Origin of the sequence: Pseudomonas sp. 58(2021) (assembly GCF_017491585.1) — a bacterium.
GTDB classification, from domain to species: Bacteria; Pseudomonadota; Gammaproteobacteria; order Pseudomonadales; family Pseudomonadaceae; genus Aquipseudomonas; species Aquipseudomonas fluorescens_BT.
In genome coordinates, this window is record NZ_JAFGYZ010000035.1 from 1 (window position 1) to 24,102 (window position 24,102).

General features: G+C 60.8%; 29 protein-coding genes. 21 read left to right on the forward strand and 8 right to left on the reverse strand.

Annotated elements, in window-relative coordinates:
- The 3 genes from J5M72_RS27460 to J5M72_RS27470 all read left to right on the forward strand — a co-directional run.
- On the forward strand, positions 1-385 hold a 385-nt coding region (locus tag J5M72_RS27460), incomplete at its 5' end, for a hypothetical protein (protein WP_243433522.1).
- Positions 386-628: 243 nt separating this feature from the next.
- Entirely contained in the window at positions 629-1,516 is an 888-nt protein-coding gene (gene rhtA / locus J5M72_RS27465) for a threonine/homoserine exporter RhtA (RefSeq protein WP_169431248.1), read from the forward strand.
- A gap of 169 nt (positions 1,517-1,685) precedes the next feature.
- A complete protein-coding gene (locus J5M72_RS27470) occupies positions 1,686-1,967 on the forward strand; it encodes a hypothetical protein (RefSeq protein ID WP_041069802.1) in 282 nt (93 codons plus the stop codon).
- Positions 1,968-1,979: 12 nt separating this feature from the next.
- On the opposite strand, the gene J5M72_RS27475 is transcribed toward J5M72_RS27470, so the two are convergent.
- Entirely contained in the window at positions 1,980-2,549 is a 570-nt protein-coding gene (locus J5M72_RS27475; protein WP_169431249.1) for a TetR/AcrR family transcriptional regulator, read from the reverse strand.
- Between the two features lie 93 nt (positions 2,550-2,642).
- On the opposite strand from J5M72_RS27475, the gene J5M72_RS27480 reads away from it, so the two are divergent.
- Positions 2,643-3,371 (forward strand): SDR family oxidoreductase, encoded by a 729-nt coding sequence (locus tag J5M72_RS27480; RefSeq protein ID WP_169431250.1) that lies wholly within the window; start codon positions 2,643-2,645, stop codon positions 3,369-3,371.
- Positions 3,372-3,406: 35 nt separating this feature from the next.
- Positions 3,407-3,997, forward strand: coding sequence for a 2-hydroxychromene-2-carboxylate isomerase (locus tag J5M72_RS27485; RefSeq protein WP_207868054.1), 591 nt, complete (start codon positions 3,407-3,409; stop codon positions 3,995-3,997).
- Here the strand turns inward: J5M72_RS27485 and J5M72_RS27490 are convergent.
- Positions 3,994-4,992: a zinc-dependent alcohol dehydrogenase family protein gene (locus J5M72_RS27490; protein WP_207868056.1), complete on the reverse strand. Its 999-nt coding sequence runs from the start codon at positions 4,990-4,992 to the stop codon at positions 3,994-3,996. The genes J5M72_RS27485 and J5M72_RS27490 overlap by 4 nt on opposite strands.
- 112 nt (positions 4,993-5,104) lie before the next feature.
- Here J5M72_RS27490 and J5M72_RS27495 point away from each other — a divergent pair, with 112 nt between their 5' ends.
- Positions 5,105-6,013, forward strand: coding sequence for a LysR family transcriptional regulator (locus J5M72_RS27495; RefSeq protein ID WP_207868058.1), 909 nt, complete (start codon positions 5,105-5,107; stop codon positions 6,011-6,013).
- Here J5M72_RS27495 and J5M72_RS27500 read toward each other — a convergent pair.
- The 4 genes from J5M72_RS27500 to J5M72_RS27515 all read right to left on the reverse strand — a co-directional run bounded on the left by J5M72_RS27500 (position 6,006) and on the right by J5M72_RS27515 (position 10,230).
- Positions 6,006-7,814, reverse strand: coding sequence for an aminopeptidase P family protein (locus tag J5M72_RS27500; RefSeq protein WP_207868060.1), 1,809 nt, complete (start codon positions 7,812-7,814; stop codon positions 6,006-6,008). The genes J5M72_RS27495 and J5M72_RS27500 overlap by 8 nt on opposite strands.
- Before the next feature lie 57 nt (positions 7,815-7,871).
- Positions 7,872-9,038, reverse strand: coding sequence for an aminotransferase class V-fold PLP-dependent enzyme (locus J5M72_RS27505; protein WP_207868062.1), 1,167 nt, complete (start codon positions 9,036-9,038; stop codon positions 7,872-7,874).
- Between the two features lie 206 nt (positions 9,039-9,244).
- Positions 9,245-9,859 carry a LysE family translocator gene (locus J5M72_RS27510; RefSeq protein WP_207868064.1) on the reverse strand — a complete coding sequence of 205 codons (615 nt, stop codon included), beginning with the start codon at positions 9,857-9,859 and terminating at the stop codon, positions 9,245-9,247.
- A gap of 101 nt (positions 9,860-9,960) precedes the next feature.
- Complete coding sequence (locus J5M72_RS27515) at positions 9,961-10,230, reverse strand: hypothetical protein (protein ID WP_207868066.1); 270 nt, start codon at positions 10,228-10,230, stop codon at positions 9,961-9,963.
- Between the two features lie 390 nt (positions 10,231-10,620).
- On the opposite strand from J5M72_RS27515, the gene msuE reads away from it, so the two are divergent.
- The 4 genes from msuE to J5M72_RS27535 are packed head-to-tail and all read left to right on the forward strand — an operon-like array spanning position 10,621 to position 14,665.
- A complete protein-coding gene (gene msuE / locus J5M72_RS27520; RefSeq protein ID WP_207868068.1) occupies positions 10,621-11,184 on the forward strand; it encodes an FMN reductase in 564 nt (187 codons plus the stop codon).
- 10 nt (positions 11,185-11,194) lie between these two features.
- Positions 11,195-12,340 carry an FMNH2-dependent alkanesulfonate monooxygenase gene (gene ssuD / locus J5M72_RS27525; protein WP_007955828.1) on the forward strand — a complete coding sequence of 382 codons (1,146 nt, stop codon included), beginning with the start codon at positions 11,195-11,197 and terminating at the stop codon, positions 12,338-12,340.
- A gap of 10 nt (positions 12,341-12,350) precedes the next feature.
- Positions 12,351-13,538 carry an acyl-CoA dehydrogenase family protein gene (locus J5M72_RS27530; protein ID WP_207868070.1) on the forward strand — a complete coding sequence of 396 codons (1,188 nt, stop codon included), beginning with the start codon at positions 12,351-12,353 and terminating at the stop codon, positions 13,536-13,538.
- 23 nt (positions 13,539-13,561) lie between these two features.
- Positions 13,562-14,665 (forward strand): sigma-54 dependent transcriptional regulator, encoded by a 1,104-nt coding sequence (locus tag J5M72_RS27535; protein ID WP_085710689.1) that lies wholly within the window; start codon positions 13,562-13,564, stop codon positions 14,663-14,665.
- Here the strand turns inward: J5M72_RS27535 and J5M72_RS27540 are convergent.
- The gene (locus tag J5M72_RS27540) at positions 14,662-15,027 is read right to left on the reverse strand and encodes an antibiotic biosynthesis monooxygenase (RefSeq protein WP_207868072.1); all 366 of its coding nucleotides are present in this window, start codon (positions 15,025-15,027) and stop codon (positions 14,662-14,664) included. The genes J5M72_RS27535 and J5M72_RS27540 overlap by 4 nt on opposite strands.
- Positions 15,028-15,117: 90 nt before the next feature.
- On the opposite strand from J5M72_RS27540, the gene soxR reads away from it, so the two are divergent.
- From soxR to J5M72_RS27595, 11 genes are all read left to right on the forward strand, one after another.
- Entirely contained in the window at positions 15,118-15,579 is a 462-nt protein-coding gene (gene soxR / locus J5M72_RS27545; RefSeq protein ID WP_207868074.1) for a redox-sensitive transcriptional activator SoxR, read from the forward strand.
- Between the two features lie 291 nt (positions 15,580-15,870).
- On the forward strand, positions 15,871-16,329 hold the full coding sequence (locus J5M72_RS27550; protein WP_207868075.1) for a VOC family protein: 459 nt from the start codon (positions 15,871-15,873) through the stop codon (positions 16,327-16,329).
- 142 nt (positions 16,330-16,471) lie between these two features.
- Complete coding sequence (locus tag J5M72_RS27555; protein ID WP_207868076.1) at positions 16,472-17,347, forward strand: alpha/beta hydrolase; 876 nt, start codon at positions 16,472-16,474, stop codon at positions 17,345-17,347.
- A gap of 223 nt (positions 17,348-17,570) precedes the next feature.
- On the forward strand, positions 17,571-18,770 hold the full coding sequence (locus J5M72_RS27560; RefSeq protein ID WP_169431265.1) for a PepSY domain-containing protein: 1,200 nt from the start codon (positions 17,571-17,573) through the stop codon (positions 18,768-18,770).
- Entirely contained in the window at positions 18,767-19,309 is a 543-nt protein-coding gene (locus tag J5M72_RS27565; RefSeq protein ID WP_207868078.1) for a thiamine pyrophosphate-binding protein, read from the forward strand. The genes J5M72_RS27560 and J5M72_RS27565 overlap by 4 nt, the downstream gene beginning before the upstream one ends.
- Positions 19,306-19,638 carry a hypothetical protein gene (locus J5M72_RS27570; RefSeq protein WP_207868080.1) on the forward strand — a complete coding sequence of 111 codons (333 nt, stop codon included), beginning with the start codon at positions 19,306-19,308 and terminating at the stop codon, positions 19,636-19,638. The genes J5M72_RS27565 and J5M72_RS27570 overlap by 4 nt, the downstream gene beginning before the upstream one ends.
- Positions 19,635-20,210, forward strand: coding sequence for a DUF6162 family protein (locus J5M72_RS27575; RefSeq protein WP_207868082.1), 576 nt, complete (start codon positions 19,635-19,637; stop codon positions 20,208-20,210). The genes J5M72_RS27570 and J5M72_RS27575 overlap by 4 nt, the downstream gene beginning before the upstream one ends.
- A gap of 35 nt (positions 20,211-20,245) precedes the next feature.
- The gene (locus J5M72_RS27580; RefSeq protein WP_169431269.1) at positions 20,246-21,175 is read left to right on the forward strand and encodes a metal ABC transporter substrate-binding protein; all 930 of its coding nucleotides are present in this window, start codon (positions 20,246-20,248) and stop codon (positions 21,173-21,175) included.
- Positions 21,172-21,915 (forward strand): metal ABC transporter ATP-binding protein, encoded by a 744-nt coding sequence (locus J5M72_RS27585; RefSeq protein WP_169431270.1) that lies wholly within the window; start codon positions 21,172-21,174, stop codon positions 21,913-21,915. The genes J5M72_RS27580 and J5M72_RS27585 overlap by 4 nt, the downstream gene beginning before the upstream one ends.
- Positions 21,915-22,814: a metal ABC transporter permease gene (locus J5M72_RS27590; protein WP_007906536.1), complete on the forward strand. Its 900-nt coding sequence runs from the start codon at positions 21,915-21,917 to the stop codon at positions 22,812-22,814. The genes J5M72_RS27585 and J5M72_RS27590 overlap by 1 nt, the downstream gene beginning before the upstream one ends.
- Positions 22,815-23,714, forward strand: coding sequence for a zinc ABC transporter substrate-binding protein (locus J5M72_RS27595; RefSeq protein WP_207868084.1), 900 nt, complete (start codon positions 22,815-22,817; stop codon positions 23,712-23,714). It abuts the gene before it with no gap.
- Positions 23,715-23,797: 83 nt separating this feature from the next.
- Here J5M72_RS27595 and J5M72_RS27600 read toward each other — a convergent pair whose 3' ends face one another.
- A complete protein-coding gene (locus tag J5M72_RS27600; RefSeq protein ID WP_169431272.1) occupies positions 23,798-24,022 on the reverse strand; it encodes an MbtH family protein in 225 nt (74 codons plus the stop codon).
- Positions 24,023-24,102 lie beyond the last annotated feature (80 nt).

Below are 24,102 nucleotides of genomic sequence, written 5' to 3' on the forward strand. Positions count from 1 at the left end.
GTTGGTTACATCTTTGATTTCTCGCGGAGTAACTTGTGATGCTGATAATCTTGTTGACTATCAGTCTGACTCCACAAGCACCCACACGAATTGCTTGATTCAGTTGTTAAAGAGCGGTTGGTTAAGAGCTTTCGTCTCAACCGAGGCGCGTATTCTACAGCAGCCTCATTTGCTGTCAAGTGATTATTTTCAGAAGTTTTCGAAGATTTCTTCAACAACTTCAACCACTTGCGCTTCCGATCTCTCGTCAGCGGGAGGCGAATTCTACAGCGTTACACGCTGCTGTCAACACCTCTTTTTCTCCGCTTTCGACCGAGAAGATCGAACCGTTGAAAGCGCCAGGAAAACCGGCATTTCCAACTCCTTCCAGGCTTCGATGATCTGAAGCAAACCGCTATCGAAAACCGTGTAACTCATTGAATCTCAAGGAGTTTTCCGTTTCGACTGCGCCGGAAGTGGGGCGAATTATAGACCTCCAGAATCTGCCGTCAACACTTAATTTCGTTTTTCTATCAAGCGATGCGAAAAGCCCCCTGCTATATAGACGAGCAGGAAATCAGTGCGCAATATATTGCCCAATATCAAAAACAAAACACACCTCCGCTACTCTTTTGGACGACTCAGCGCAATGAATGAGCAACCCCGCAGCCTGGCCTCAATCCTGTTTCCGGTTGGCCTGCTATTAATAGCCATGGCGTCCATCCAATCCGGAGCATCGCTGGCCAAGAGCATGTTTCCCGTGGTCGGCGCCCAAGGAACGACAACATTGCGTCTGATATTTGCCAGCGTAATCATGCTGTTGCTGTTGCGCCCATGGAGAGCGAAGCTGACCGGCAGGTCACTGCGAACAGTCATCGTCTACGGAATGGCCCTGGGCGGGATGAACTTCCTCTTTTATATGTCGCTGCGTACCGTGCCGCTAGGGATTGCCGTCGCTCTGGAGTTCACCGGCCCACTGGCCGTTGCCATTTATGCTTCCCGTCGTGCCATCGACTTCCTCTGGATCGCCCTTGCCGCTGTTGGACTGCTTCTGCTGATACCGACAGGAGCGACCAGTACCGGTCTGGATCTTGTGGGTGCCGGCTATGCACTGGGGGCTGGTGCCTGTTGGGCGCTGTATATTCTATTCGGGCAGAAGGCCGGTGCCGACAACGGTGTAACTACAGCGGCGCTGGGCGTCATGATCGCGGCTCTGTTTGTCGCCCCCATCGGCATCGTCCATGCGGGTGCGGCGCTACTGACACCATCGCTGATTCCCGTCGCAATTGGCGTGGCCATTCTTTCCACCGCGCTGCCCTACACCCTGGAAATGGTTGCCCTCACCCGTATGCCGGCCCGCACCTTTGGCACGCTGATGAGTATCGAACCCGCATTCGGCGCCTTGTCGGGTCTGCTGTTCCTGCAGGAGTACCTGACGTTTGCGCAATGGATGGCAATCCTGTGCATTATTCTGGCCTCCGTGGGTGCAACCATGACAATGGGCGCGGCCGCCAAGCCAGCGGTTGCGGCAGATTGAGACAGGATTTGACTTAGGTCTGGCAATTGGCGCTCATTTAGGCCATGTTTAGCCTCGTAACTCAGTGCCAGACATGGACTTTTTCGGATAGGGACATCAGAACGCCTACAGCGCGAGCGAATACGGGCAGACCCGAGCGCCAGACTCGAGGCTGCCATTAAGGATGGTAATGAAACGAATTTTGATACTGATCGCCGTACTCGCAGTTGCGGGCTGTGCAGCGACATCGAAAACCCAGGTGAAGCACGGCAAGAAAGGGCTGCATATCAACTGCTCTGGTCTCTCGTCTTCCTGGGACAAGTGCTATACCAGCGCTGCCAATTCCTGTGCACCGAAGGGTTACAAAGTCATCGCCAAGTCTGGCGACGCCGTGGAAGAACCGGGTGATTATCCGTTCGGATTGAATCCGGCCGGTTATACCAGCCGCAGCATGATCGTCATCTGTAAATAGTCCGACGCCATTTCACTCGGCGCATTGCTCATCGAGCTGGCGTTGAATTTCCTGATGGCTCGCGTCCAGCACCCTGCGCTGAATCTCGGGCGTAGCAAGCATTCGCGCCACCACCAATGCCCCGACACATTGCGACAGAATCGCCCACGCCAGGCTGTCGCTCTCCAGTATCAGTGCCCAGCTCTCCTGAAGTCGGCAGATCCACAATTCAGCCTGCTCACGAACCGACTCATCCGAACGGGCTATCTCGGCGCCCAATGCCGGTAACGCACAGCCCGACTCGGGCTGCTCGACATGAGCCATGCTCAGATATTGCTTGAGACAGCGCTGCAAGCGCTGCCTGTCCTGCGTTTCCTTCCCGCCCAGCCGCTCCAGACTTTGACTCAACTCACGCTCAACGATCGCCGCGAACAACTCACTCTTCGATGAAAAGTGACTATAGAACGCAGCTCCACTCAATCCGATTGCCTTCATCAGAGCATCAACCCCAACCGTCGAGAAACCCGAGCTTTTCGCCGACAGCGCGCTGCTTTGCAGCAGTTTTTCTCGGGTTTCCAGTTTGTGGCTGGCGGAGTAACGCATGGTTTTTTCCTCGGGGGTGAGCTGTCTTGACGCTGACCGAATCCTAGCATAACGTTCGTTCACTTAACGATCGTTTACCAAAGGGCTCCACCCATGAATAACAAGAAGATCGTATTGATTGTCGGTGCAGGTGACGCCACGGGCGGTGCCATCGCCAAGCGGTTTGCCAAAGAAGGTTTCATCGCGTGCGTCACACGGCGCAGCGCCGAAAAACTGCAGCCGTTGGTGGAAGCCATTCAGGCGGACGGCGGCCAAGCCCATGGATTTGCCTGTGACGCGCGCAAAGAAGAAGACGTAATTGCGCTGATCGAAGATATCGAAACCCGCCTCGGTCCGATCGAAGCATTCGTTTTCAACATCGGCGCCAACGTGCCTTGCAGCATTCTCGAAGAAACCGCACGCAAGTATTTCAAGATCTGGGAAATGGCCTGCTTCTCGGGTTTTCTCAACGCTCGCGAGGTGGCAAAGCGCATGGTCACCCGCCAGCGCGGCACCATTCTGTTCACCGGTGCTACTGCCGGACTGCGCGGAGCCTCCGGTTTTGCCGCATTCGCCGGCGCCAAGCACGGCATCCGCGCACTGGCGCAAAGCATGGCCCGGGAACTCGGCCCGATGAACATTCACGTTGCCCACATAGTAGTCGACGGTGCCATCGACACCGACTTCATCCGCAGCAACTTCCCCGACAAATACGCAACCAGGGATCAGGACGGTATTCTCGATCCAGAGCACATCGCCGAGAACTATTGGTACCTGCACAGTCAGCCAAGGGATGCCTGGACCTTCGAGCTGGATCTGCGTCCCTGGAATGAACGCTGGTAACCCCCCCCGATAACAAAAAACAGAGTGCAGCGAACATGAGCAAAACCGTGGAGTTCTACTTCGACCTCGGCAGCCCCGCCACCTATCTGGCGTACACCCAACTGCCGAGAATCTGCGCCGAGACCGGTAGCCGGTTGATCTATATCCCGATGTTGCTGGGCGGCGTGTTCAAAGCCACCGGAAATGCTTCACCGGCGATGATCCCGGCCAAGGGCCGTTACATGTTCCAGGATCTCGACCGCTACGCCAAACGTTACGGCGTCCCCCTGAGGTTCAACCCGCACTTCCCGATCAATACGTTGATGTTGATGCGAGCGGTGACCGGCATTCAATTACGGCACCCGGAGCGCTTCCTGGCGTTCATCGACTGCCTGTTCAAAGCACTGTGGGTTGAAGGACGCAGCCTCGACGAACCGACAACAGTCGCAGCCGTGCTGACCGAACACGGCTTCAATCCTGAACAGATACAGGCACTGACCAATGATGAAGCGGTCAAGACTGCCCTCAAGGACAACACCGAAACAGCCGTGAAGCGTGGCGTCTTCGGTGCGCCGAGCATGTTTATCGACAATCAGTTGTTCTTCGGTCAGGACCGGCTCGACTTCGTTGAAGAAGCCCTGCGCTAGATCTCTACGACAAGACGTCCCTGCGCTGCTTTCGATGAAAGCAGTTCATGGGCTTCGCCGGCTGACTCAAGCGTAAACCGACGCGCATGGAGCAATGGTTTCACCTCTCCGGCGTCGATCAACAGGGCCGCCTGGCGCAAAATCTCGGCATGATGCTCGCCGCCCTTCCCGGTCAGCAGCGGCAACAAGGTAAATACCCCGGAGTAGGTCGCGCCCCGAAATGACAGCGGCGCCAGAGCATGCTGCCCCCAGCCCAGACAACTCAACACATGACCGTGGTAGATCCGCACGGCCTTGAAGGACGCATCCAGCGTTTCGCCGCCCACCGTGTCATAAACGATATCGAACCCCTCTCCCGCCGTGTATTGACCGACATAGTCCTCGACCGACGTCTCTCGGTAATCAATGAACGTCGCGCCATACCCTTCGATGATCCCCCGTTGTCCTGCGGAACCTGTCGCAAAAACCTCGGCACCGAACGCGCGAGCAATTTGCACCGCCACATGCCCAACGCCACCTGCCCCACCCTGAATCAATACCTTTTGCCCGGCACTCACCCGAGCACGATCCACCAATCCTTCCCAGGCAGTAATCAGCACCAGCGGCAAAGCCGCCGCCTCACGCATACTCAGATTGCCCGGTTTGCGCGCCAGAAGCTGCGCATCGACCACCGCAAACTCGGCCAGAGAACCCTGCACGCCTCCTATGCCGGTTGCCAACGCGTAAACCTCATCGCCCGGCGCCCAGCCCTGTACGCCCTCTCCCACCGAGTCGATCACACCCGCCAGATCCAGCCCCAACACCGCCGGCAACGGCTGTCGAGCATGGGCGGCCTGCCCCGCACGGATTTTCAGATCCAGCGGATTCACACCGCTGGCCTTGATCCGCACCAATACCTGTCCGGCGCCCGCCACCGGGCGTTCAAGGGAAACCAGGCGTAGCGGACCGTCAGCGGTGTCCACCATCAGCGCGCGCATATGCAGTGAGTCGGTCATTTCGGTCATTCCTGTGGGAGAAAGTGAAGCCATGTTCCCGCAACAGACCCATGCCGATAAGACACCAAATGACTATATTGAGCATGCCAAAACGGCATGAATGAGGCGTTTCATGGACAAGCTCAACGCAATGGCGATCTTCGTCCGGGTGGTCGAACGCGGCAGTTTCTCCGCCGTTGCCCGGGAACTGCAGACCACCCAGCCGACCATCAGCAAAGTCCTGCGCGCCCTTGAAATCCAGCTGGGTGGCAAGCTGATTGCCCGCAGTACGCGCAGGCTGTCGCTGACCGATGAAGGTCAGCGGTACTACAACGAGTGCCGAAAAATCCTTGCTGCGGTGGATGCTGCCGAACACAGTTTCCAGTCGGGGCGGGAAACAGTCGCCGGGGCGTTACGAATCGGTTCATCAGTCAGCTTCGGTCGCCTGCAGATCGCTCCAAGACTGCCCGACTTTCTCAAGCAATACCCACAGATTCAGATCAACCTGCAGCTGAACGACCAGAACCTGGATCTGGTCAACGAAGGCCTGGATGTCAGCCTGCGCATCGGCGAATTGAACGACAGCGGCATGATCGCCCGTCGTATAGGCACCACCCATCGCGTCACCGTCGCAGCGCCTGCCTACCTGCAACGCCTTGAACCCCCACAATCGCCGCAGGATCTTGCGCAGCACAACTGCCTGCAATTCAACCTGCTCGAATCGCAAAACCTGTGGACCTACGAAAAGGCCGGCCAACATCACGAGGTGCGCATCAAAGGCAATGCACAGAGCAACAACTCCGAAGCGATCCGCGAAATGGTTTTGGGAGGACTGGGGATTTCGCTGTCACCGGTCTGGCTGTTCAGCGAGGATTTGAAGGTGGGGCGAGTGGTCGCCCTGTTGCAGGACTACCAGACCCGATCATTGCCGATTCACGCCGTGTTCCCGGCGAACCGTCGCCAGTCCGCCAGGGTCAACGCGTTTGTCGATTTCATGACCCGGGCGCTGGCAGCAGCGCCCGAGCTTCAACCGTTTAAATAGCGGCAGTACGCGTGTTCAACCATTCCAGTGCCGCGCCATCAAGCAGCGGACTCAGACGCTCGCGCACTTCGGCGTGATAGGCGTTGAACCACTGCTTCTCTTCCTGCGTCAGCAACGACGGCTCCAGACAACGGGTATCGATCGGGCACAGGGTCAGGGTTTCGAACTTGAGGAACTCGCCGAACTCGCTGCTTCCAGCCACTACGTTCATCGCCAGGTTCTCGATCCGCACACCCCAGCGGCCCGGACGATAAGTGCCCGGCTCGATTGAGGTGATCATGCCCGGCTGCATGGCAGTCTGTGGCGCCGGCGCCGCTTGATAGGCAATCACCTGCGGGCCTTCGTGCACATTGAGGAAATAACCCACACCGTGACCGGTGCCATGGCCGTAATCCACGTTTTCGGCCCAGATCGGCGCACGGGCAATCGCGTCCAGCAGCGGCGACAGAATGCCTTTCGGGAAATGCGCGCGGGACAACGCAATCACGCCCTTCAACACTCGGGTGCAGTCACGTTTCTGTTCTTCGCTCGGCGTACCAACAGCCACCATGCGCGTAATGTCGGTAGTGCCGCCCAGGTATTGACCACCGGAATCGATCAGCAACAAGCCATCACCCTCGATCACCGCGTGTTCTTCCGGGGTAGCGTGGTAATGCGGCATCGCGCCGTTGGCATTGAATGCAGCGATGGTGTTGAAACTCAGCGACACGTAATCCGGACGACGCTCACGAGCAGCAGTGAGCTTCTCGTCAATGGTCAGCTCTGTAATGCGTTCACGACCCCAGGCCGATTCCAGCCAGGTGAAAAACTCGCACAGCGCCGCGCCATCCTGCTCCATCGCCTGACGAATATGCCCGGCGTCCGCCAGGCTCTTCTGCGACTTGGCCAGCGTGGTCGGGTTCAGGCCTTCGACCAGTTTCACGCCACTGTCGAGGTTATCCAGCAAACCACTGGTGACCCGTGCCGGATCCACCAGCAGGCTCGCGCCACTCGGAATCGCACGCAAGGCGTCAGCGACTTCACTGTAGTCACGCAGGGTCACGCCGTCTTTTTCCAGCACGGCACGCAGCTCAGCATCAACCTTGCTCAAGGCCACAAACAGCGTGGCTTGTTGCTGACTGATCAGCGCGAAGGAAACGAATACCGGGTTGAACGACACATCGCCGCCGCGCAGGTTGAACAGCCAGGCGATGTCGTCGAGAGTTGCGATGAAGTGCCAATCGGCACCACGTTCCTGCAGGGTTTCACGCAGTTTGGCGAGTTTCTCGCCACGGCTGACAGTCGCCTGCGGTGGCAGGTGCTGATAGATCGGCGCATTCGGCAGCGCCGGGCGGTCGCTCCAGACTTCTTTCAACAAGTCGATGTCGGTACGCAGACGGGCACCCCGCGCTTCGAGCTTGCTGCCCAGCGTACGCGCTGACGCGACGGCCATCACTGCGCCGTCGACCGCGACCACGCCACCTTCCGGCGTCTGCTCGGCCAGCCAGTCCAGCGGGCTCGGCTGACCTGGTTGCAGTTTCACCAGTTCGATGCCGCTGCCCTTGAGTTCCTTGGTCGCCTGTTCCCAGTAGCGACTGTCGGCCCAGACCCCGGCGAAATCGGTGGTGACAATCAATGTGCCGACCGAGCCATGGAAACCCGACAGCCATTGCCGGCCCTGCCAGTAACCCGGCAGGTATTCCGACAGATGCGGGTCGGCGGACGGTACCAGCAATGCGTGGATACCCTCGCGACGCATCAGTTCACGGGTGTGCGCGAGGCGCTGGGGAACCGTTCCTTCGGTCAAGGTCTGGGTACTCATCATGTCTCCTGCCAATCACTTCATCGTTATTGTTTGGTGCCGTTCGAAGCCAGCTCGTTAAAGCCCTGTCGCCCAGAATGCCGGAGCACTGGCGCAGGCGGTCTTGATCAGTTCTGCAGCCTTGTCGATGTCTTCGGCGGTGGTGAAACGGCCGAGGCTCAGGCGAATCGTGCGCCCCGCCAGATGCGCGTCATACCCCAATGCCAGCAAAACATGGGACGGTGCGTTGCTCGCGGAATTGCAGGCCGAGGTCGCGGAAAACGCGATCGAATGGCTCAGCGCCGCCGGGTTGAACTCGCCTTCGCTGAAAGTCAGGCTCAAGGTGTGCGGAATACGTTGGGTGGAGCTGCCGTTGAGGCGTACGCCGGGCAGGCTCAAGAGCTGTTCGAGCAATCGCTCGCGCAACGCGACGATGATTTTCTTCTCGTCATCGAAAGCTTCGGCGGCCAGGGCAAAGGCCGAGCCCATGGCAGCAATCTGGTGAGTCGCCAACGTACCGGAGCGCAAGCCGCCCTCGTGACCGCCACCGTGTATCTGCGCCTGCAAGCGCTGCTGCGCACGCGGGCCGACATACAGCGCGCCAATGCCTTTGGGGCCGTAGAGCTTGTGCGCCGAGAACGACATCAGGTCCACCGGCCATTGCGCCAGATCGATCGCGACCTTGCCGGCACCCTGGGCCGCATCGACATGAAACAACGCCCCGCGCCCACGCACCACTTCGCCGATGGCCGGGATGTCGTTGACGGTGCCGAGTTCGTTGTTGACCAGCATCAGCGACACCAGAAAGGTGTCATCACGCATCGCTTCACTGACCGCTTGCGGGGTGATCAGGCCTTCGGCGTCCGGCACCAGATAGGTCACGGCGACACCGGCGTCCTGCAATTGCCGGGCGGTGTCGAGGATGGCCTTGTGTTCGATCTGACTGGTGATGATGTGCCCGCCGGATACTCCACGGGCCTGGGCCACGCCTTTAAGCGCGAGGTTGTTGGATTCGGTGGCGCCGGAGGTCCAGACGATCTGCTGCGCCTGGGCACCGACCAGTTCGGCGACTTGCCGGCGAGCGTGCTCGACCGTTTGCCGGGCCTGCTGGCCAAAGGCGTGGGAACTGGAAGCCGGGTTGCCGAAGTTACCATTGAAACCTAGACACTCGATCATCACCTGGATGACCCGCTCGTCCACCGGGGTGGTGGCGGCGTAATCGAAATACAGCGCACGTGTGTTCATAAAAAGACTCGCAGAGCGTGTTCCGGGATCAGGAAGCTCGTGTCTACAAACGGCACGGCGCAGCCTTGTGAGCTGCGCCCGGGTTCGAGAGCGTCATCAATACCTGATCGGATGCCGTTAAAGAAGAACAACTTCATTTAAAAGTGCGTAGGAACGCTCCTGAACGCGACTTTAACAGGCATCGGGCCGGCGGTTGTAGCACTGCGTCAGCTAATGCTTTCAAGGAGTAACGGATACAGCGAAATCACCAGCAGCGCCGCCATGCCCCAGTTGAACACCCGCAACCAGCGGCGCTCCTTGAGCACATTGCGCAGCAAAGTCCCGCACGCCGCCCAGACGCCGACGCTCGGCAGGTTGATGATGGCGAACACCGCCGCAATCACGATCACGTTGGTGAAATAGCCCTGCATCGGCGTGTAGGTGCTGATGGCACCGATGGCCATGATCCACGCCTTGGGATTGACCCACTGAAAAGCCGCCGCGCCGAGGTAGCTGATCGGCTTCGCATCACCCTGCTCGCTATCGCTGACCGGGCCCGAATGCGCGATTGTCCACGCCAGATACAGCAAGTACGCCGCGCCGACGTAACGCAGGACCGTATAGAGCAACGGATAGGTCTGGAACACTGCGCCCAGGCCAAAACCCACCGCCACTACCAGCACAAAGAAGCCGCAGGTAATGCCGAGCATATGGGGGATGGTGCGGTTAAAGCCGAAATTCACGCCCGATGCCAGCAACATGGTGTTGTTCGGCCCCGGTGTGATCGAGGTGACAAGGGCAAACAGGGCAAAGCCCAGCAGCAGGTCGAGCGAAAGGGTCATGGCAGGCAGTCCGTCAGGGTCATTCAGGTGTTGACCCTATCCCACGGCGCCGCGCAAACCCACAGACAGTTGGGTAAAACTTCGAGCAGTACAGTTACGGATCAGCTAGGACGACCGTGCAGCTGTACGGCCCGCTCTGCGCTCATTTCACCCTTGTTATCAAACCCGAAAGGCTTCTGTGGCTGGCCGAGCAGCAGGGCTTTCTTCGCGTGGTATTCCTCGAACGACAAGCCGCTGCGATTCAGGGTTTCCAGCGCCAGTTCGCGGGTTTCTTCCGCCGTGTAAGGGCGCAGTTCCGGGGAAACGTGGCTCGCACAACCGGCGAGAACGGAGACAGCGAACATCAGGGAAACAGTCAGTAAACGATTCATGGGAGCGTCCTGCCGTGGCGGGTGTTGGTCGATGAGCAAAGGCTACGCCCGAGCTGGCCGTGGCAGAAATCAACGCTCTCAATAGTGGCTATCAGGTTTCCGACAGGTCAGGTTCAAATATTCACAAAAGTTCTATCAATATCAATTAACAGTCTTTTACGGAATAACAGTCAGCCTTTATAAATCCTTCATCGCGTTCGGCACTGTTGCTCCAGCAACTGTTTCCCAGGCAACAGCGGTTCAACAAACCGGCCTGAAAGTCACAAAAGCACAGCCACTGACAACGCTCAAAGCCCCGCAATACGGGCCTCAAAGGAATTGGTACAGCGCTTGCTCTGCTCCAGTGACTACTCACTGCTCGCCGAGCAACTGTTGAAAAAGGAACTGATCATGTCGCGTCCATTGAAAGTCGTCGCCTTGTCCGGCGGAACCTGGCGTCCATCGCGCACGCTGGTGCTGACTCAGGCTCTGCTGACCGAATTGTCCGGTCACTTGCCGATCGAGAGCCATTTGATCGAACTCGGAGACATCGCCCGCCCACTCGGCGCCGCACTGTCCCGTCAGGAACTGCCCGCCGAGATCGAAGCCGAACTGCAAGCCATCGAACAGGCTGACCTGCTGATCGTCGCCGCGCCGGTTTATCGCGGCTCCTATCCGGGCTTGCTCAAGCATTTGTTCGACCTGATCGACCTGAATGCGCTGATCGACACGCCTGTGCTACTCGCCGCCACCGGTGGCAGCGAACGCCATGCGTTGGTCCTCGATCACCAATTGCGCCCGCTGTTCAGTTTCTTCCAGGCAGTGACCCTGCCGATCGGCGTGTACGCCACCGAAGCCGATTTCGCCGACTACCAGATCACCAGCGAACCGCTCAAGGCCCGCATTCGCCTGGCCGCCGAACGCGCCGCGCCGCTGTTCGGCACACCTATCAAACCTTTGCTGAAAATCGCCTGAGGAGCTGTTCATGGATGTTTTCTGGTTCCTGCCGACCCACGGCGACGGTCACTATCTGGGCACCACCCAAGGCGCGCGCCCGGTCACCCTCAATTACCTGAAACAGGTGGCGCAAGCCGCCGACAGCCTCGGCTACCACGGCGTGCTGATTCCCACCGGGCGTTCCTGCGAGGATTCGTGGGTGATCGCCTCGGCGCTGGTGCCTCTGACCGAACGCCTGCGTTATCTGGTGGCGATCCGTCCGGGGATCATTTCGCCGACCGTCTCGGCGCGCATGGCCGCCACCCTGGATCGTCTGTCCAACGGCCGCTTGCTGATCAACGTCGTGACCGGCGGCGACCCGGACGAAAACCGTGGCGACGGCAGTTTCCTCAGCCACAGCGAACGCTACGAAGTCACCGACGAATTCCTCAAGATCTGGCGCCGCGTGTTGCAAGGCGAGGCGGTGGATTTCGAAGGCAAACACCTGAAGGTGCAGAACGCCAAAGCCTTGTATCCGCCGGTACAGAAACCCTATCCGCCGCTGTATTTCGGCGGTTCCTCCGACGCAGCCCACGATCTGGCCGCCGAGCAGGTCGACGTGTACCTGACCTGGGGCGAACCACCGGCAGCCGTCGCCGAAAAACTCGCCGATGTGCGTGAACGCGCTGCCCGCCACGGGCGCAAGGTGAAGTTCGGCATCCGCCTGCACGTGATCGTGCGCGAGACCGCCGAAGAAGCCTGGAAAGCCGCCGACAAACTGATCGAGCACATCAGCGACGAAACCATCGAGGCCGCGCAGAAATCCTTTTCGCGCTTCGACTCCGAAGGCCAGCGGCGCATGGCCGCCCTGCACGACGGGCGCCGCGACAACCTGGAAATCGCCCCCAACCTGTGGGCCGGCGTCGGCCTGGTGCGCGGCGGTGCCGGCACCGCGCTGGTCGGCGACCCTCAGCAGGTTGCGGCGCGGATCAAGGAATACGCGGACCTGGGCATCGAGAGTTTCATTTTCTCCGGCTACCCGCATCTGGAAGAGGCCTACCGCTTTGCCGAACTGGTCTTCCCGTTGTTGCCCGAGCCCTATGCAAGCCTGGCCGGACGCGGCGTCACCAACCTCACCGGGCCGTTTGGCGAAATGATCGCCAATGATGTTCTGCCCGCCAAAGCCAACGCCTGAGGAAGACCGAGTGACTGCCAAACCGCAAAGCACCCTGCTTTCCCCGTTGCAGACCGCCCGCCAACTGGCCGCTGAATTCGCCCTGACCGCCGTCGAGCGCGACGAGCGTGGCGGCACGCCGAAAGCCGAACGCGACGCCCTGCGCGACAGCGGTCTGCTGGCCCTGAGCATTCCCACCCGTTACGGCGGCCTCGGCGCGCGCTGGAGCGAAACCCTGCAAGTCGTGCGCGAATTCGCCAAGGTCGACAGCTCGATCGCCCACGTCTTCGGTTTTCATCATTTGATGCTCGCCACCGTGCGCCTGTTTTCCCGCCCGGAACAATGGCAGCCGTGGTTCGAACAGACCGCGCGGCAGAACTGGTTCTGGGGCAACGCGCTCAATCCGCTGGACACCCGCACCGTGGTCAAGGACCTCGGTGGCTGGCGCGAGTTTTCCGGCAAGAAGAGCTTCTGCTCCGGCGCCAGCGATTCGCAGATGCTGATCGCCTCGGCGGTGGACGAAAGCAACGGCGGCAAACTGATGATCGCGGCGATCCCCAGCGGGCGCAGCGGCATCACCCTGCACAACGACTGGAACAACATCGGCCAGCGCCAGACCGACAGCGGCAGCGCCACGTTCGAACGGGTGCGGGTCGAGGAATCGGAACTGCTGCTGGATCCGGGCCCTTTGAGCACACCATTCGCCTGTCTGCGCCCATTGATCGCGCAACTGACGTTCACCCACATGTTCCTCGGCATCGCCGAAGGCGCCTTCGAAGAAGCGCGGCAATACACCCTCAGCGAAACCCGTGTCTGGCACAAATCCTCGGTGCGCGAGGTACGTGAAGATCCTTATGTGCTGGCCCATTACGGCGAGTTCTGGGTCGCCCTCGAGGGCATCCGCCTGCTGGTGGAACGCGCCGCTGCGTTGCTCGACGAGGCCTGGGCCAAAGGCCCGAACCTCAGCGCCGAAGAACGCGGTCATCTGGCCACGGCGATTGCCACGGCCAAGGTCGCCGCCAGCCGCCAGGGCCTGGAGATTTGCAGCCGGTTGTTCGAAGTCACCGGCGCCCGTTCGACCCACGCATCGCTGCGCCTCGACCGCCACTGGCGCAACCTGCGCACGCAAACCCTGCACGACCCTCTGGATTACAAACTCCATGAGCTGGGCGACTGGGCGCTGAATCAGGCCCTGCCGGTGCCGACGTTCTATTCCTGATTTCCTTTCGTGGAGCGAGACCCATGCAACTGCTGACCCTGCCGCCCTCACCCGCCCTGGCCACTTCGATTCGCGCCACCGCTCAGGTCTTCGAAGACCCGAAGTCCCAGGCCCTGCTCGCGCATCTGCAACAAGTCGCGCCGAGCGAAGCCAGCGTGCTGATCATCGGCGAAACCGGCACCGGCAAGGAGTTGGTGGCGCGGCACATCCATAACCTCAGCAACCGGCGCAACCGGCCGTTCATTGCGGTGAACTGCGGAGCGTTTTCCGAATCGCTGGTGGAAGCCGAACTGTTCGGCCATGAAAAAGGCGCTTTCACCGGCGCTCTCAGCGCCAAGGCCGGGTGGTTTGAAGAGGCGGATGGCGGCACATTGTTCCTCGATGAAATCGGCGATCTGCCGATGGCCATCCAGGTCAAATTGCTGCGGGTGTTGCAGGAACGCGAAGTGGTGCGACTCGGTTCGCGCAAGAGTATTCCCATCGATGTCCGAGTGCTCGCCGCGACCAACGTGCAACTGGAGAAAGCCATCAACGCCGGGCATTTTCGCGAGGATCTGTATTACCGGCTGAACGTGGTCAATCTGGAGCTGAGCCCGTTGCGCGAGCGGCCCGGCGACATCCTGCCGCTGACCCGGCATTTCATCGAGGCCTACAGTCAGCGTCTGGGTTACGGGCGCATCACCATCAGCCCCGGCGCCGAACACAAACTGCGCGGCTACAGTTGGCCGGGCAACATCCGCGAACTGGAAAACGTCATCCACCACACGCTGCTGATTTGCCGCAACGGCGTGATCGAGCGCGATGATCTGCGCCTGTCGAACCTGCGCATTGACCGTCCGGACGATCAGCACGGCAGCGTCGACGACTCACCGGAAGCGCTGCTCGAACGTGCCTTCCAGAAACTCTTCGAACAACAGGCCGGCGCCCTGCATGAAAAGGTCGAGGACGCGTTGCTGCGTTCGGCCTATCGCTTCTGCCACTACAACCAGGTACACACCGCCGCACTGCTCGGCTTGAGCCGCAACGTGACCCGCACGCGGCTGATCAAGATCGGCGAACTGGCGGTGAACAAGCGGCGACCCACGGAAAACCTGCAGGGAGAGCGCTTGATCCAGTTGTCGATCTAGCCCACCAACTGGCAGTGCAAGCCGTCGTCGTGACTGCGGGCGATGCTGCTCAGCACCTGGAATGAACCGAAGGTCACGGTGCGCGCCTGATGGGTGCGGATCAGTTGCCAGAAGTCCTGCTCGCCGGTTTCGAAACTCTGGAACGCTGCCTCCCCCGCCTCGCGGGATTGCCATTGCAGAAAGCTCAAGACTCGCCGACCGTCGTCACTGGCCTGGACGCTGGCGCTGACGAAGCCTGAGTAACGCTGGGCCAGACGTTCGGTCTGCACCGCCAGCGCCGAGACCAGCGCCAGTTGCTGGCCGGGCTCGATTTCGAATTCGATCAATTGGGTGAAGCTGCGGTTTTTTGCGGGTGCTTGCATGACATCCCCACTCTGTCAGGTGAATCTTGCGGTTCGAAGGCCTGCAGGGTAAAACCTCGAGTTAACTTGAGGTCAAGGGGCAATTTTCAAATGGTCACTGCGGAAAATCTGCACAGACAACTCAGCGTCGGCGAAGTCGCGGCACGCAGCGGCGTGGCGGTGACCGCCCTGCACTTTTATGAATCCAAGGGATTGATCAAGAGCCAGCGCAATGCCGGCAACCAGCGGCGTTATCCACGGGAAGTGCTGCGGCGAGTGGCGTTGATCAAGGTGGCGCAACGGCTGGGGATTCCACTGGCGGAAATCGGCGAGGCGTTGAAACAGCTACCGGACAACCGCGCGCCGACGGCGTCGGACTGGAAAATGCTGTCGGAGCAGTGGCGGCGGGAGCTGGACGAACGGATCAATCAGTTGACGCTGCTGCGGGATCGACTGACCGGTTGCATCGGTTGCGGATGCCTGTCGATGCAAGCCTGTCCGCTGCGCAATCAGGGTGATGTGCTGGGCGAGCAAGGACCGGGGGCGCACTTTCTCGATGTCCCGGGTCGTTGATGTGGTCGGGACGGGCGACCAGAAACTCGATGTACAGGCTCTTGCCCTTCTCGGATGAAGTCGGTGAAGACCTTGATGTCCAGATCCACGCCTTCCCTGGCCAGGGTCGGTTTGACGAATGAGCGATAAAAGCCCGCGCATTCTGTTGCTGAACTGTCGATGGCTGAACACTGCTCGTCGGGTACTCGGTCGGGCCGGCGACACACGCCTATAGTTGAGCGACCGGTAACCCCGGCGAAGCCACACCTTCAACCACCCATAAAAACAGGGCGACAAAAAAAGGAGTACGCCATGAGCGTTCAACCTATTCCCGAGGGGTATCACAGCATTACCCCGTATCTCGGCATTCACAAAGCTGCCGAAGCCATCGACTTCTACAAAAAAGCATTCGGTGCCACCGAAGTCATGCGCCTGAGCATGCCTGACGGTCGCGTCGGCCACTGCGAACTGCGCATCGGCGACAGCGCCATCATGCTTGGCACACCCTGTGACCAAGGGCCATTGAGCAATCCGGACAAAGCCGTGTCCGTCGGTTTGCATCTGTATGTGACCGATGTCGACAAGTCGTTCCAGCGCGCACTGGATGCCGGGGCGACGGCCGTGTCCCAGGTCAAGGATCAGTTCTACGGGGATCGCAGCGGTACGTTGAAAGATCCGTACGGGCATCTGTGGTTCCTGGCCACCCGCAAGGAAGATCTGACCCAGGAGCAGATCGAGCAACGGGCAAAGGAAATGTTTCAGCAGGGTTAGCAACGACGAGAGTCCATTCCCGCGCAGCGCGCGGGATGGGCCTACACGATTCATGAACCGTCGAACCACGCTTCACGTCTTGTCATGAACGCCCGGCAATTCCACGATGCAGGCCACCCGCCTGAATAAAGGATCTCCCCCGATGTTTGCCGGATTCGTCAAAGACCAGCGCCACGTCAATGGCGTGGACATCACCTACCGCATCAGAGGCAGCGGGCCGGGCCTGCTGTTGTTGCACGGGCACCCGCAGACCCACGTCATCTGGCACAAGGTCGCCGAGCAACTGGCCGAGCACTTCACTGTGGTCGCCGCCGACCTGCGTGGTTACGGCGACAGCAGTCGTCCGCCGGCGGATGAAGCTCATCTCAATTATTCCAAGCGCGAGATGGCCCGCGACGGCGTGGAATTGATGAACGCGTTGGGCTTCGAGCAATTCTCGATCCTTGCCCATGATCGTGGTGCGCGGGTTGCCCATCGCCTGGCGCTCGATCATCCCGAAGCCATGCAGCGCATGGTGCTGCTGGACATCGCGCCGACGCTGGCGATGTACAGCCAGACCAACGAAGCTTTTGCACGGGCCTATTGGCACTGGTTTTTCCTGATCCGCCCGGCACCGCTGCCGGAAACCCTGATCGAAGCCGACCCTGAAGGCTATCTGCGCAGCGTCATGGGCAGTCGCAGCGCCGGGCTCAAGCCATTTACCGACGAGGCTTTCGGCGAATACCTGCGCTGCCTCAAGCTGCCCGGCAGCGCACGCGGCATCTGCGAGGACTACCGCGCCAGTGCCGGCATCGATCTGGAACACGACCGCGCCGACCTCGAGGCCGGCCATCATCTGAGCTTGCCACTGCTGGTGCTGTGGGGTGCCGAAGGTACGGTCGGTCGTTGCTTCGACCCGCTCAGGGAATGGCAGCAGGTGGCCACCGACGTGCGCGGCAAGTCTTTGCCAGCCGGCCACTATCTCGCCGAAGAAGTCCCGCAACTGTTGCTCGCCGAAGCGCTGGCGTTCCTGCGCTGAGCCATCCCTTCCTCCCGCTCACCACAACGCCGACCGGCGGCGTGGTGAGATTGCGATCGCGAAACATTTACTTTCATATCTTTCATCGGGATTTGCTTCGGTCATCCGTCTTATAGAGATGCGGGCCGGTCGCGTAGGCAAAAGCCACGACCGGCCCTTCAGGGACTCCCACGCTGCGAAGCCCGTAGCGTCCAGTCCTCTCACCGAATCAAGACCGGTCATCATGTCGAAGAAATCCCGCTCGAAACTGTGGTTCCTGGTACACAGCTGGCTCGCGTTGCCGATCTGGTTTTTTGTCCTGATTGTCTGCGTCACCGGCACCCTGGCGGTCGTCAGCCAGGAAATCGTCTGGCTGGCCAACCCGCAAATGCGCGCCAGCGCCCCCTCGGACGATGCGCCCCGCCTGAGCTATGACCAGATCCTCGCCGAAATCAAAAAGGCCGAACCGCAGACCCTGGTGCAGAGCATCAACCGGCCGGACGAATCGCACTTTGCCCTCGACGTCGACGTCAGCTACCCCGACGGCCGTTCGCTGACGGTCTACGTCAACCCGTACACCGGCGTGATCCAGGGCACGGCACCAAACTTCAACTTCAAGGCCTTCACTCGTGCGCTGCACGGCTGGTGGCTGGTGCCGTTCACCAACGGTTTCAGCTGGGGCTGGTATCTGGTGTCCTTCCTCGGCCTGCCGATGCTGGCTTCGCTGGTGACCGGGCTGGTGGTATACAAGCGCTTCTGGAAAGGCTTTTTCCGCCCGACCCTGCGCTTCAATCACGGCGCACGGATCTTCTGGGGCGACTTTCACCGCTTGAGCGGCATCTGGTCGATCTGGTTCATCGCGGTGATTTCGATCACCGGTACCTGGTTCCTGATCCAGGCGCTGCTGTCGGACAACCAGATCTCCATTTCCAGCGAGCCGATCATCCCGGCCATGTCCCGTGAAGCCGTGCCGCTGTCGAGCGACGGTTCACCACCGCCGCGGATCAGCCTCGACCGCGCCATCGAAATCGCCCAGACGAAAATCCCCGGCCTCGAAGCCAGCTTCATCAGCCTGCCGGGCAATGCCTACGCGCATATGGATATCGGCGGCCGCGGCTGGTATCCGCTGATGTACCAGACCGCCACGCTCAACCCGTACAGCGGCGACGTGGCGGCTTCACGGCTGCTGTCCGATCGCACGTCGCTGGAATTCGTTACCGAATCCATGCGCCCGCTGCACACCGGGGATTTCGGCGGCCTGTGGATCAAGCTGATCTGGTTCTTCTTCGGCCTGCTGCTGAGCATGATGGTCCTCAGCGGCCTGCTGATCTGGACCAAACGCACCGCGCTGGCCACCGCCAATGCCCTCAAGCGCGAGCACAAGAAACAGCGCGTTCAGGCGCAACCGGCCCTGCGCCGTGAAACGTCGGAGGCCAACCTGTGAGCAAGTCCACTAGCGTGGCTCAGCCCTCCCGGCTGAGCATGATCTGGCACAAATGGCGCTTCCACATCAATGTGCTGTTGCTGCTGATCCCCTTGGGCTTCATGCCCAAATACTTTGCCGACGCCGCGCTGTTCCGTGGCGACAGCGGCCTGGGCGAACGCGAAATTGGCGAGATCCAGGTCGGGCCGTGGAGCCTGCGCCTAGCCGAACTGCGCGACGAAGCGCCGCGTTCCGACGGCCCAGCGGGCTATCTGAAAGGCTTCAACGCCGCCCTGTGCGATGCCTGTATCGAGCCGGTCAAGGCCACCTACCTGCGCATCGGCAAGCCGCGCAGCCTGCGCGCCGCCGGTTCGATCTTCTTCGGCACGCCGTACCGCATGGGCATCCAGTTGCCGGTGCCGGAAAAAACCAGAGCCGACGCCGAACTGTGGATCACCATGGAAGGCTGGGACGGCAGCATGCATCAAGCCTCGATTCCGCTGAGCCAGGCCTCACCCGCCACCGTTGCCTGGCTGAACAAACAAGGAGCCAAACCATGAGCCGTCCTTTCCGTCTTGGCATGAGCGCCGCATGGCTGGCGCTGTGTGCCGTTTTCAGTACCAGCGCCCTGGCCCACAACCCGATGTGCGAGTGCAAGGCCATCGATGCCGAACAGATCAAATGCACCGGCGGTTTCTCCGACGGCAGCGGCGCACCGGGGGTGACCCTCGATGTGATCGGCTACGACGAAACCATCCTGGTGCCGGGCAAGCTCGGCGCCGATTCGACCCTGACCTTCAAGAAACCCGGCGCCGAGTTCTACGTGCTGTTCGACGCGGGCCCAGGCCATGTGGTCGAAATCGACCAAGCGGATATCGAAGCCCCATGACCACGCCGACCACTCAAGTTGTTCGCCCCGCCGGCGCCGGCCATGAAACCCTCAATGTGCTGCTGATGTGCCTGCTGATCCTCACGGTCGCCGGTTCCGTGGTGGCGTGGCGCGGTGTTTCCCACGAGCCTGAGCCGGTTTCCAGCCATCAGCTCGATGCCCGTCGCGACCTCGGCGCCAGCGAGCAAGGCATCTACGCCGACCTGCGGGTAACCCTCGACGAAATCCACCTGTTGCGTGAAGAACAGCAAACACTGCCAACCCCGCAGAACCTGGCGAATGAAGGTTTCGCACCTTTCGCCCAGGACGCCAGCTCTGTGAGTCGTGGCGGCCATGTCTGGCAATTGCTGGCCAATGCCGCCTACTTCGGCAACAGCCAGGCACCGGCCGTGGCCGGCTCGTTTCTGATGCGCCTGAACGCTGCGAATGACGCCGCGCCGGACATCTGGCTCAACCGCGCCGCCGATCTGCAAGCGCCGTCAGACCTGTCCGACGCGGCACTGACCGCTGCCGGATGGAAACAGATCGTCGCGCAATTCGATGCCGGGGTGACCCGCGAACATCGTCATTGAACCCACGCCTTCATTCGAGAGAAGACCGCTTGCCCATGCCTAGTTCATCTCAACGCCGCCCCTTCCTGCGCCTGCTGCTGATCGGCCTGTGCGCCTGCCTGCTGAGCCCGCTGGCCAGCGCCGATCCGGCCAAGCGCCTGCGCATCGGCATCACCCTGCACCCTTATTACAGCTATGTGGCGAACATCGTCGGCGACAAGGCCGAGGTCGTGCCGCTGATTCCCGCCGGTTTCAACCCCCACGCCTACGAGCCTCGCGCCGAAGACATCAAGCGCATCAGCGGGCTCGACGTGATCGTGCTCAACGGCGTCGGCCATGACGACTTCGCCGACCGCATGATCGCCGCCAGCGAAACACCGGACATCAAGACCATCGAAGCCAACGAAAACGTACCGCTGCTGGCCGCCACCGGAGTGGCCGCGCGCGGTGCCGGCAAAGTGGTGAACCCGCACACGTTCCTTTCGATCAGCGCCTCGATTGCCCAGGTCAACAACATCGCCCGGGAACTGGGCAAGCTCGACCCGGACAACGCCAAGACCTACACCCAGAACGCCCGCGCCTACGGCAAACGCCTGCGGCAGATGCGCGCCGACGCCCTGGCCAAACTGACCCAGGCGCCGAACGCGGAACTGCGAGTGGCCACGGTGCACGCTGCTTATGACTACTTGCTGCGCGAATTCGGTCTGGAAGTGACGGCGGTGGTCGAGCCGGCCCACGGCATCGAGCCAAGCCCAAGTCAGTTGAAGAAGACCATCGATCAACTGCGGGAACTGGACGTGAAAGTGATCTTCTCCGAGATGGACTTCCCCTCCACTTACGTCGAAACCATCCAGCGTGAATCCGGTGTGAAGCTGTACCCGCTGTCGCACATTTCCTACGGCGAATACACCGCCGACAAGTATGAAAAGGAAATGACCGGCAACCTCAACACCGTGGTTCGGGCGATTCAGGAGTCCGGTGCATGACGGCTCAGGAAAACCTCTCAATCATCAGCAGTGGCCCGACCCTGGAATTTGCCGAGGTCAGCCTGACGCTGGGTCGCACCACGATCCTGGACAAGGTGACCTTCCAGGTGCAGCCCGGCCACGTACATGCGCTGGTCGGCCCCAACGGCGGCGGCAAGAGCTCGCTGATCAAGACCCTGCTCGGACAGATGCCCCATCAGGGCCGGCTCAGCCTGCAATGGCCCGGCGAGCCCGGCACCATCGGCTACGTGCCGCAGGCGCTGGAGTTCGACCGGGGACTGCCGATGACCGTCGACGACTTCATGGCTGCGATGTGTCAGCGTCGCCCGGCCTTTCTCGGCCTGAGCAAACGCTACGCCGGCGCCATCGGCGATGCGCTGGAGCGGGTCGGCATGCAGGATAAACGCAAGCGCCGGATGGGCGCGCTGTCCGGCGGTGAACGCCAGCGGGTGCTGCTCGCCCAAGGCCTGATTCCTGCGCCGCAATTGCTGGTGCTGGATGAACCGATGTCGGCCCTCGACGAAGCCGGGATCCAGGTGTTCGAACGTTTGCTCGGCGACTGGCGTGCGGCGGGCATCACCGTGCTGTGGATCGAGCACGATCTGGAAGCGGTCGGGCGTCTGGCCAATCGCGTCACCGGCCTCAACCGCCGGGTGCTGTTCGACGCCACGCCGCAACAGGCCCTGACCCCGGAACGCCTGCTGACCCTGTTCTCCACCCATCCACGGAGCGCTGCCTGATGAGTTACGAAGCGTTTCGTTTGATGGTGCAAGGCTGGGCCTCTTCCGGTTACCTGCCGGAAGCCCTGGCCTACGGCTTTGTGGTCAATGCGCTGCTCGCCGGCCTGTTGATCGGCCCGGTGCTGGGTGGCCTCGGCACGCTGGTGGTGGTCAAGCGCTTCGCGTTTTTCTCCGAGGCGGTGGGGCATGCGGCGCTGACCGGCGTGGCCATCGGTATTCTGCTCGGCGAACCCTACACCGGCCCGTACGGCAGCCTGTTCGGTTACTGCCTGCTGTTCGGCATTCTGCTCAATTACCTGCGCAACCGTACCGGCCTGGCACCCGACACTTTGATCGGCGTGTTCCTGTCGGTGTCTCTCGCTCTGGGTGCCAGCCTGCTGCTGATCCTGGCGGGCAAGATCAACGTGCACATCCTGGAAAACGTGTTGTTCGGCTCGGTACTGACCGTGAACGGCAACGATCTGCTGGTGCTGGCGATTGTCGGCTCACTGGTGATGGCGCTGGCCCTGCCGCTGTACAACCGGATCATGCTGGCCAGCTTCAACCCGCAGCTGGCGGCGGTGCGTGGCGTCGCGGTGAAGACCCTGGATTACCTGTTCGTGATTCTGGTGACGCTGATCACCGTCGCGGCAGTGAAAGTCATTGGCGCGATTCTGGTCGGCGCGCTGCTGGTGATTCCGGCAGCCGCCGCCCGGTTGCTCAGCCAGTCGCTCAAGGGCTTTTTCTGGTGTTCGGTGCTGATTGCCACGGTCAGCACGCTGTGCGGGATTCTCGCGCCCATTGTGTTCGATCTGCCGATTCCGTCCGGCGCCGCGATCATTCTGGTCGCCGGTATCGCCTTCGCCCTCGCCGCGATTGCCCGGGGCATCGTCCCCAGTCTGAAAGGGAACCTTGGATAAATGGCTTTTTCATTGCGACAACTGACCTTGGCCATCGCCCTCAGCGGCGCGTTTTCGAGCCCTCTGCTGGCTGCCGAGAAACCGTTGCGGGTGCTGGCCTCGTTGCCCATCACTTATGGCCTGGGCGAAGTCCTGCTCAAAGGCACTGACATCAGCCTCGAACGCGCAGCGCCGGCGAATCTGCCGGGCAGTCGCCAGACGGCCTACTTCACCGGTCGCGGCGCCCCGGCGCTGAGCAAACTGGCCACCAGCGCCGATGCGGTGATCGGCGTGCGCTCGCTGTGGGCCGATGATCCGCTGTACCCGATCGCCCGCCGCAGCAACATCCGCATCGTCGAAGTCGACGCCGCCCGCCCGGTGGACGGTGCCCTGCCCGGCATTGCCGTGCAACCGGGGCTCAAGGTCGACGGTCTGAACAGCCAGCCGTGGCTGGCGAGCAACAACATGGGGCGCATGGCGGACGTGATGGCCGCGGATCTGGTGCGCCTGGCGCCGAAGGACAAACCGAAGATAGAAGCCAATCTGGCGGCGCTGAAACAGCGTCTGTTGAAACTCAGCGCCGACAGCGAGGCACGTCTGGCCAGTGCCGATAATTTGAGCGTGATGAGCCTGAGCGATCACTTCGGCTATCTGATCGGCAGCCTGAATCTGGAGCTGATCGGACAGGATCCGCGACCGGACACTGAATGGACGCCGCAAGACCTGAAAAAATTGACGGCAACGCTCAAGGACAACGACGTGGCAGTGGTGCTGCACCATCGCCAGCCGTCGGATGCGGTGAAAGCGGCGATTGCCGAGTCGGGCAGTCATCTGTTGGTGCTGAGCACCGATGCGGCGGATCCGGTGGCTGAACTGGAAGGGAATGTGGATGCGCTGCTCAAGGGCTTGAGCGGCGCGTAATGCCAGTTGAAAACCCGTCATGATCGACATGAAAAAACCCGCTGACTGTTTCCAGTCCAGCGGGTTTCTTTTTGGCTGAAGACTTACTGTGCTGTCGCTTGCGCTTCCATCTTCTGACGCAGGCTCAGTGGACGCATGTCGGTCCAGACTTCCTCGATGTAGGCCAGGCACTCTTTCTTCATGCCGCTCTTGCCCACGGCGCGCCAGCCTTGCGGAATGGCCTTGTAATCCGGCCAGATCGAGTACTGTTCTTCGTGGTTGACCACGACCTGAAAGAGGATGTCCTCGCGGTCGAATACTGACGTCATGCTGTGTCTCCATCGTTGTAAGGGTGGGCTGCACGGCGGGTGCAGCCGGGTATGTAGAAGGAACGTTCGGCGCGGCGAAA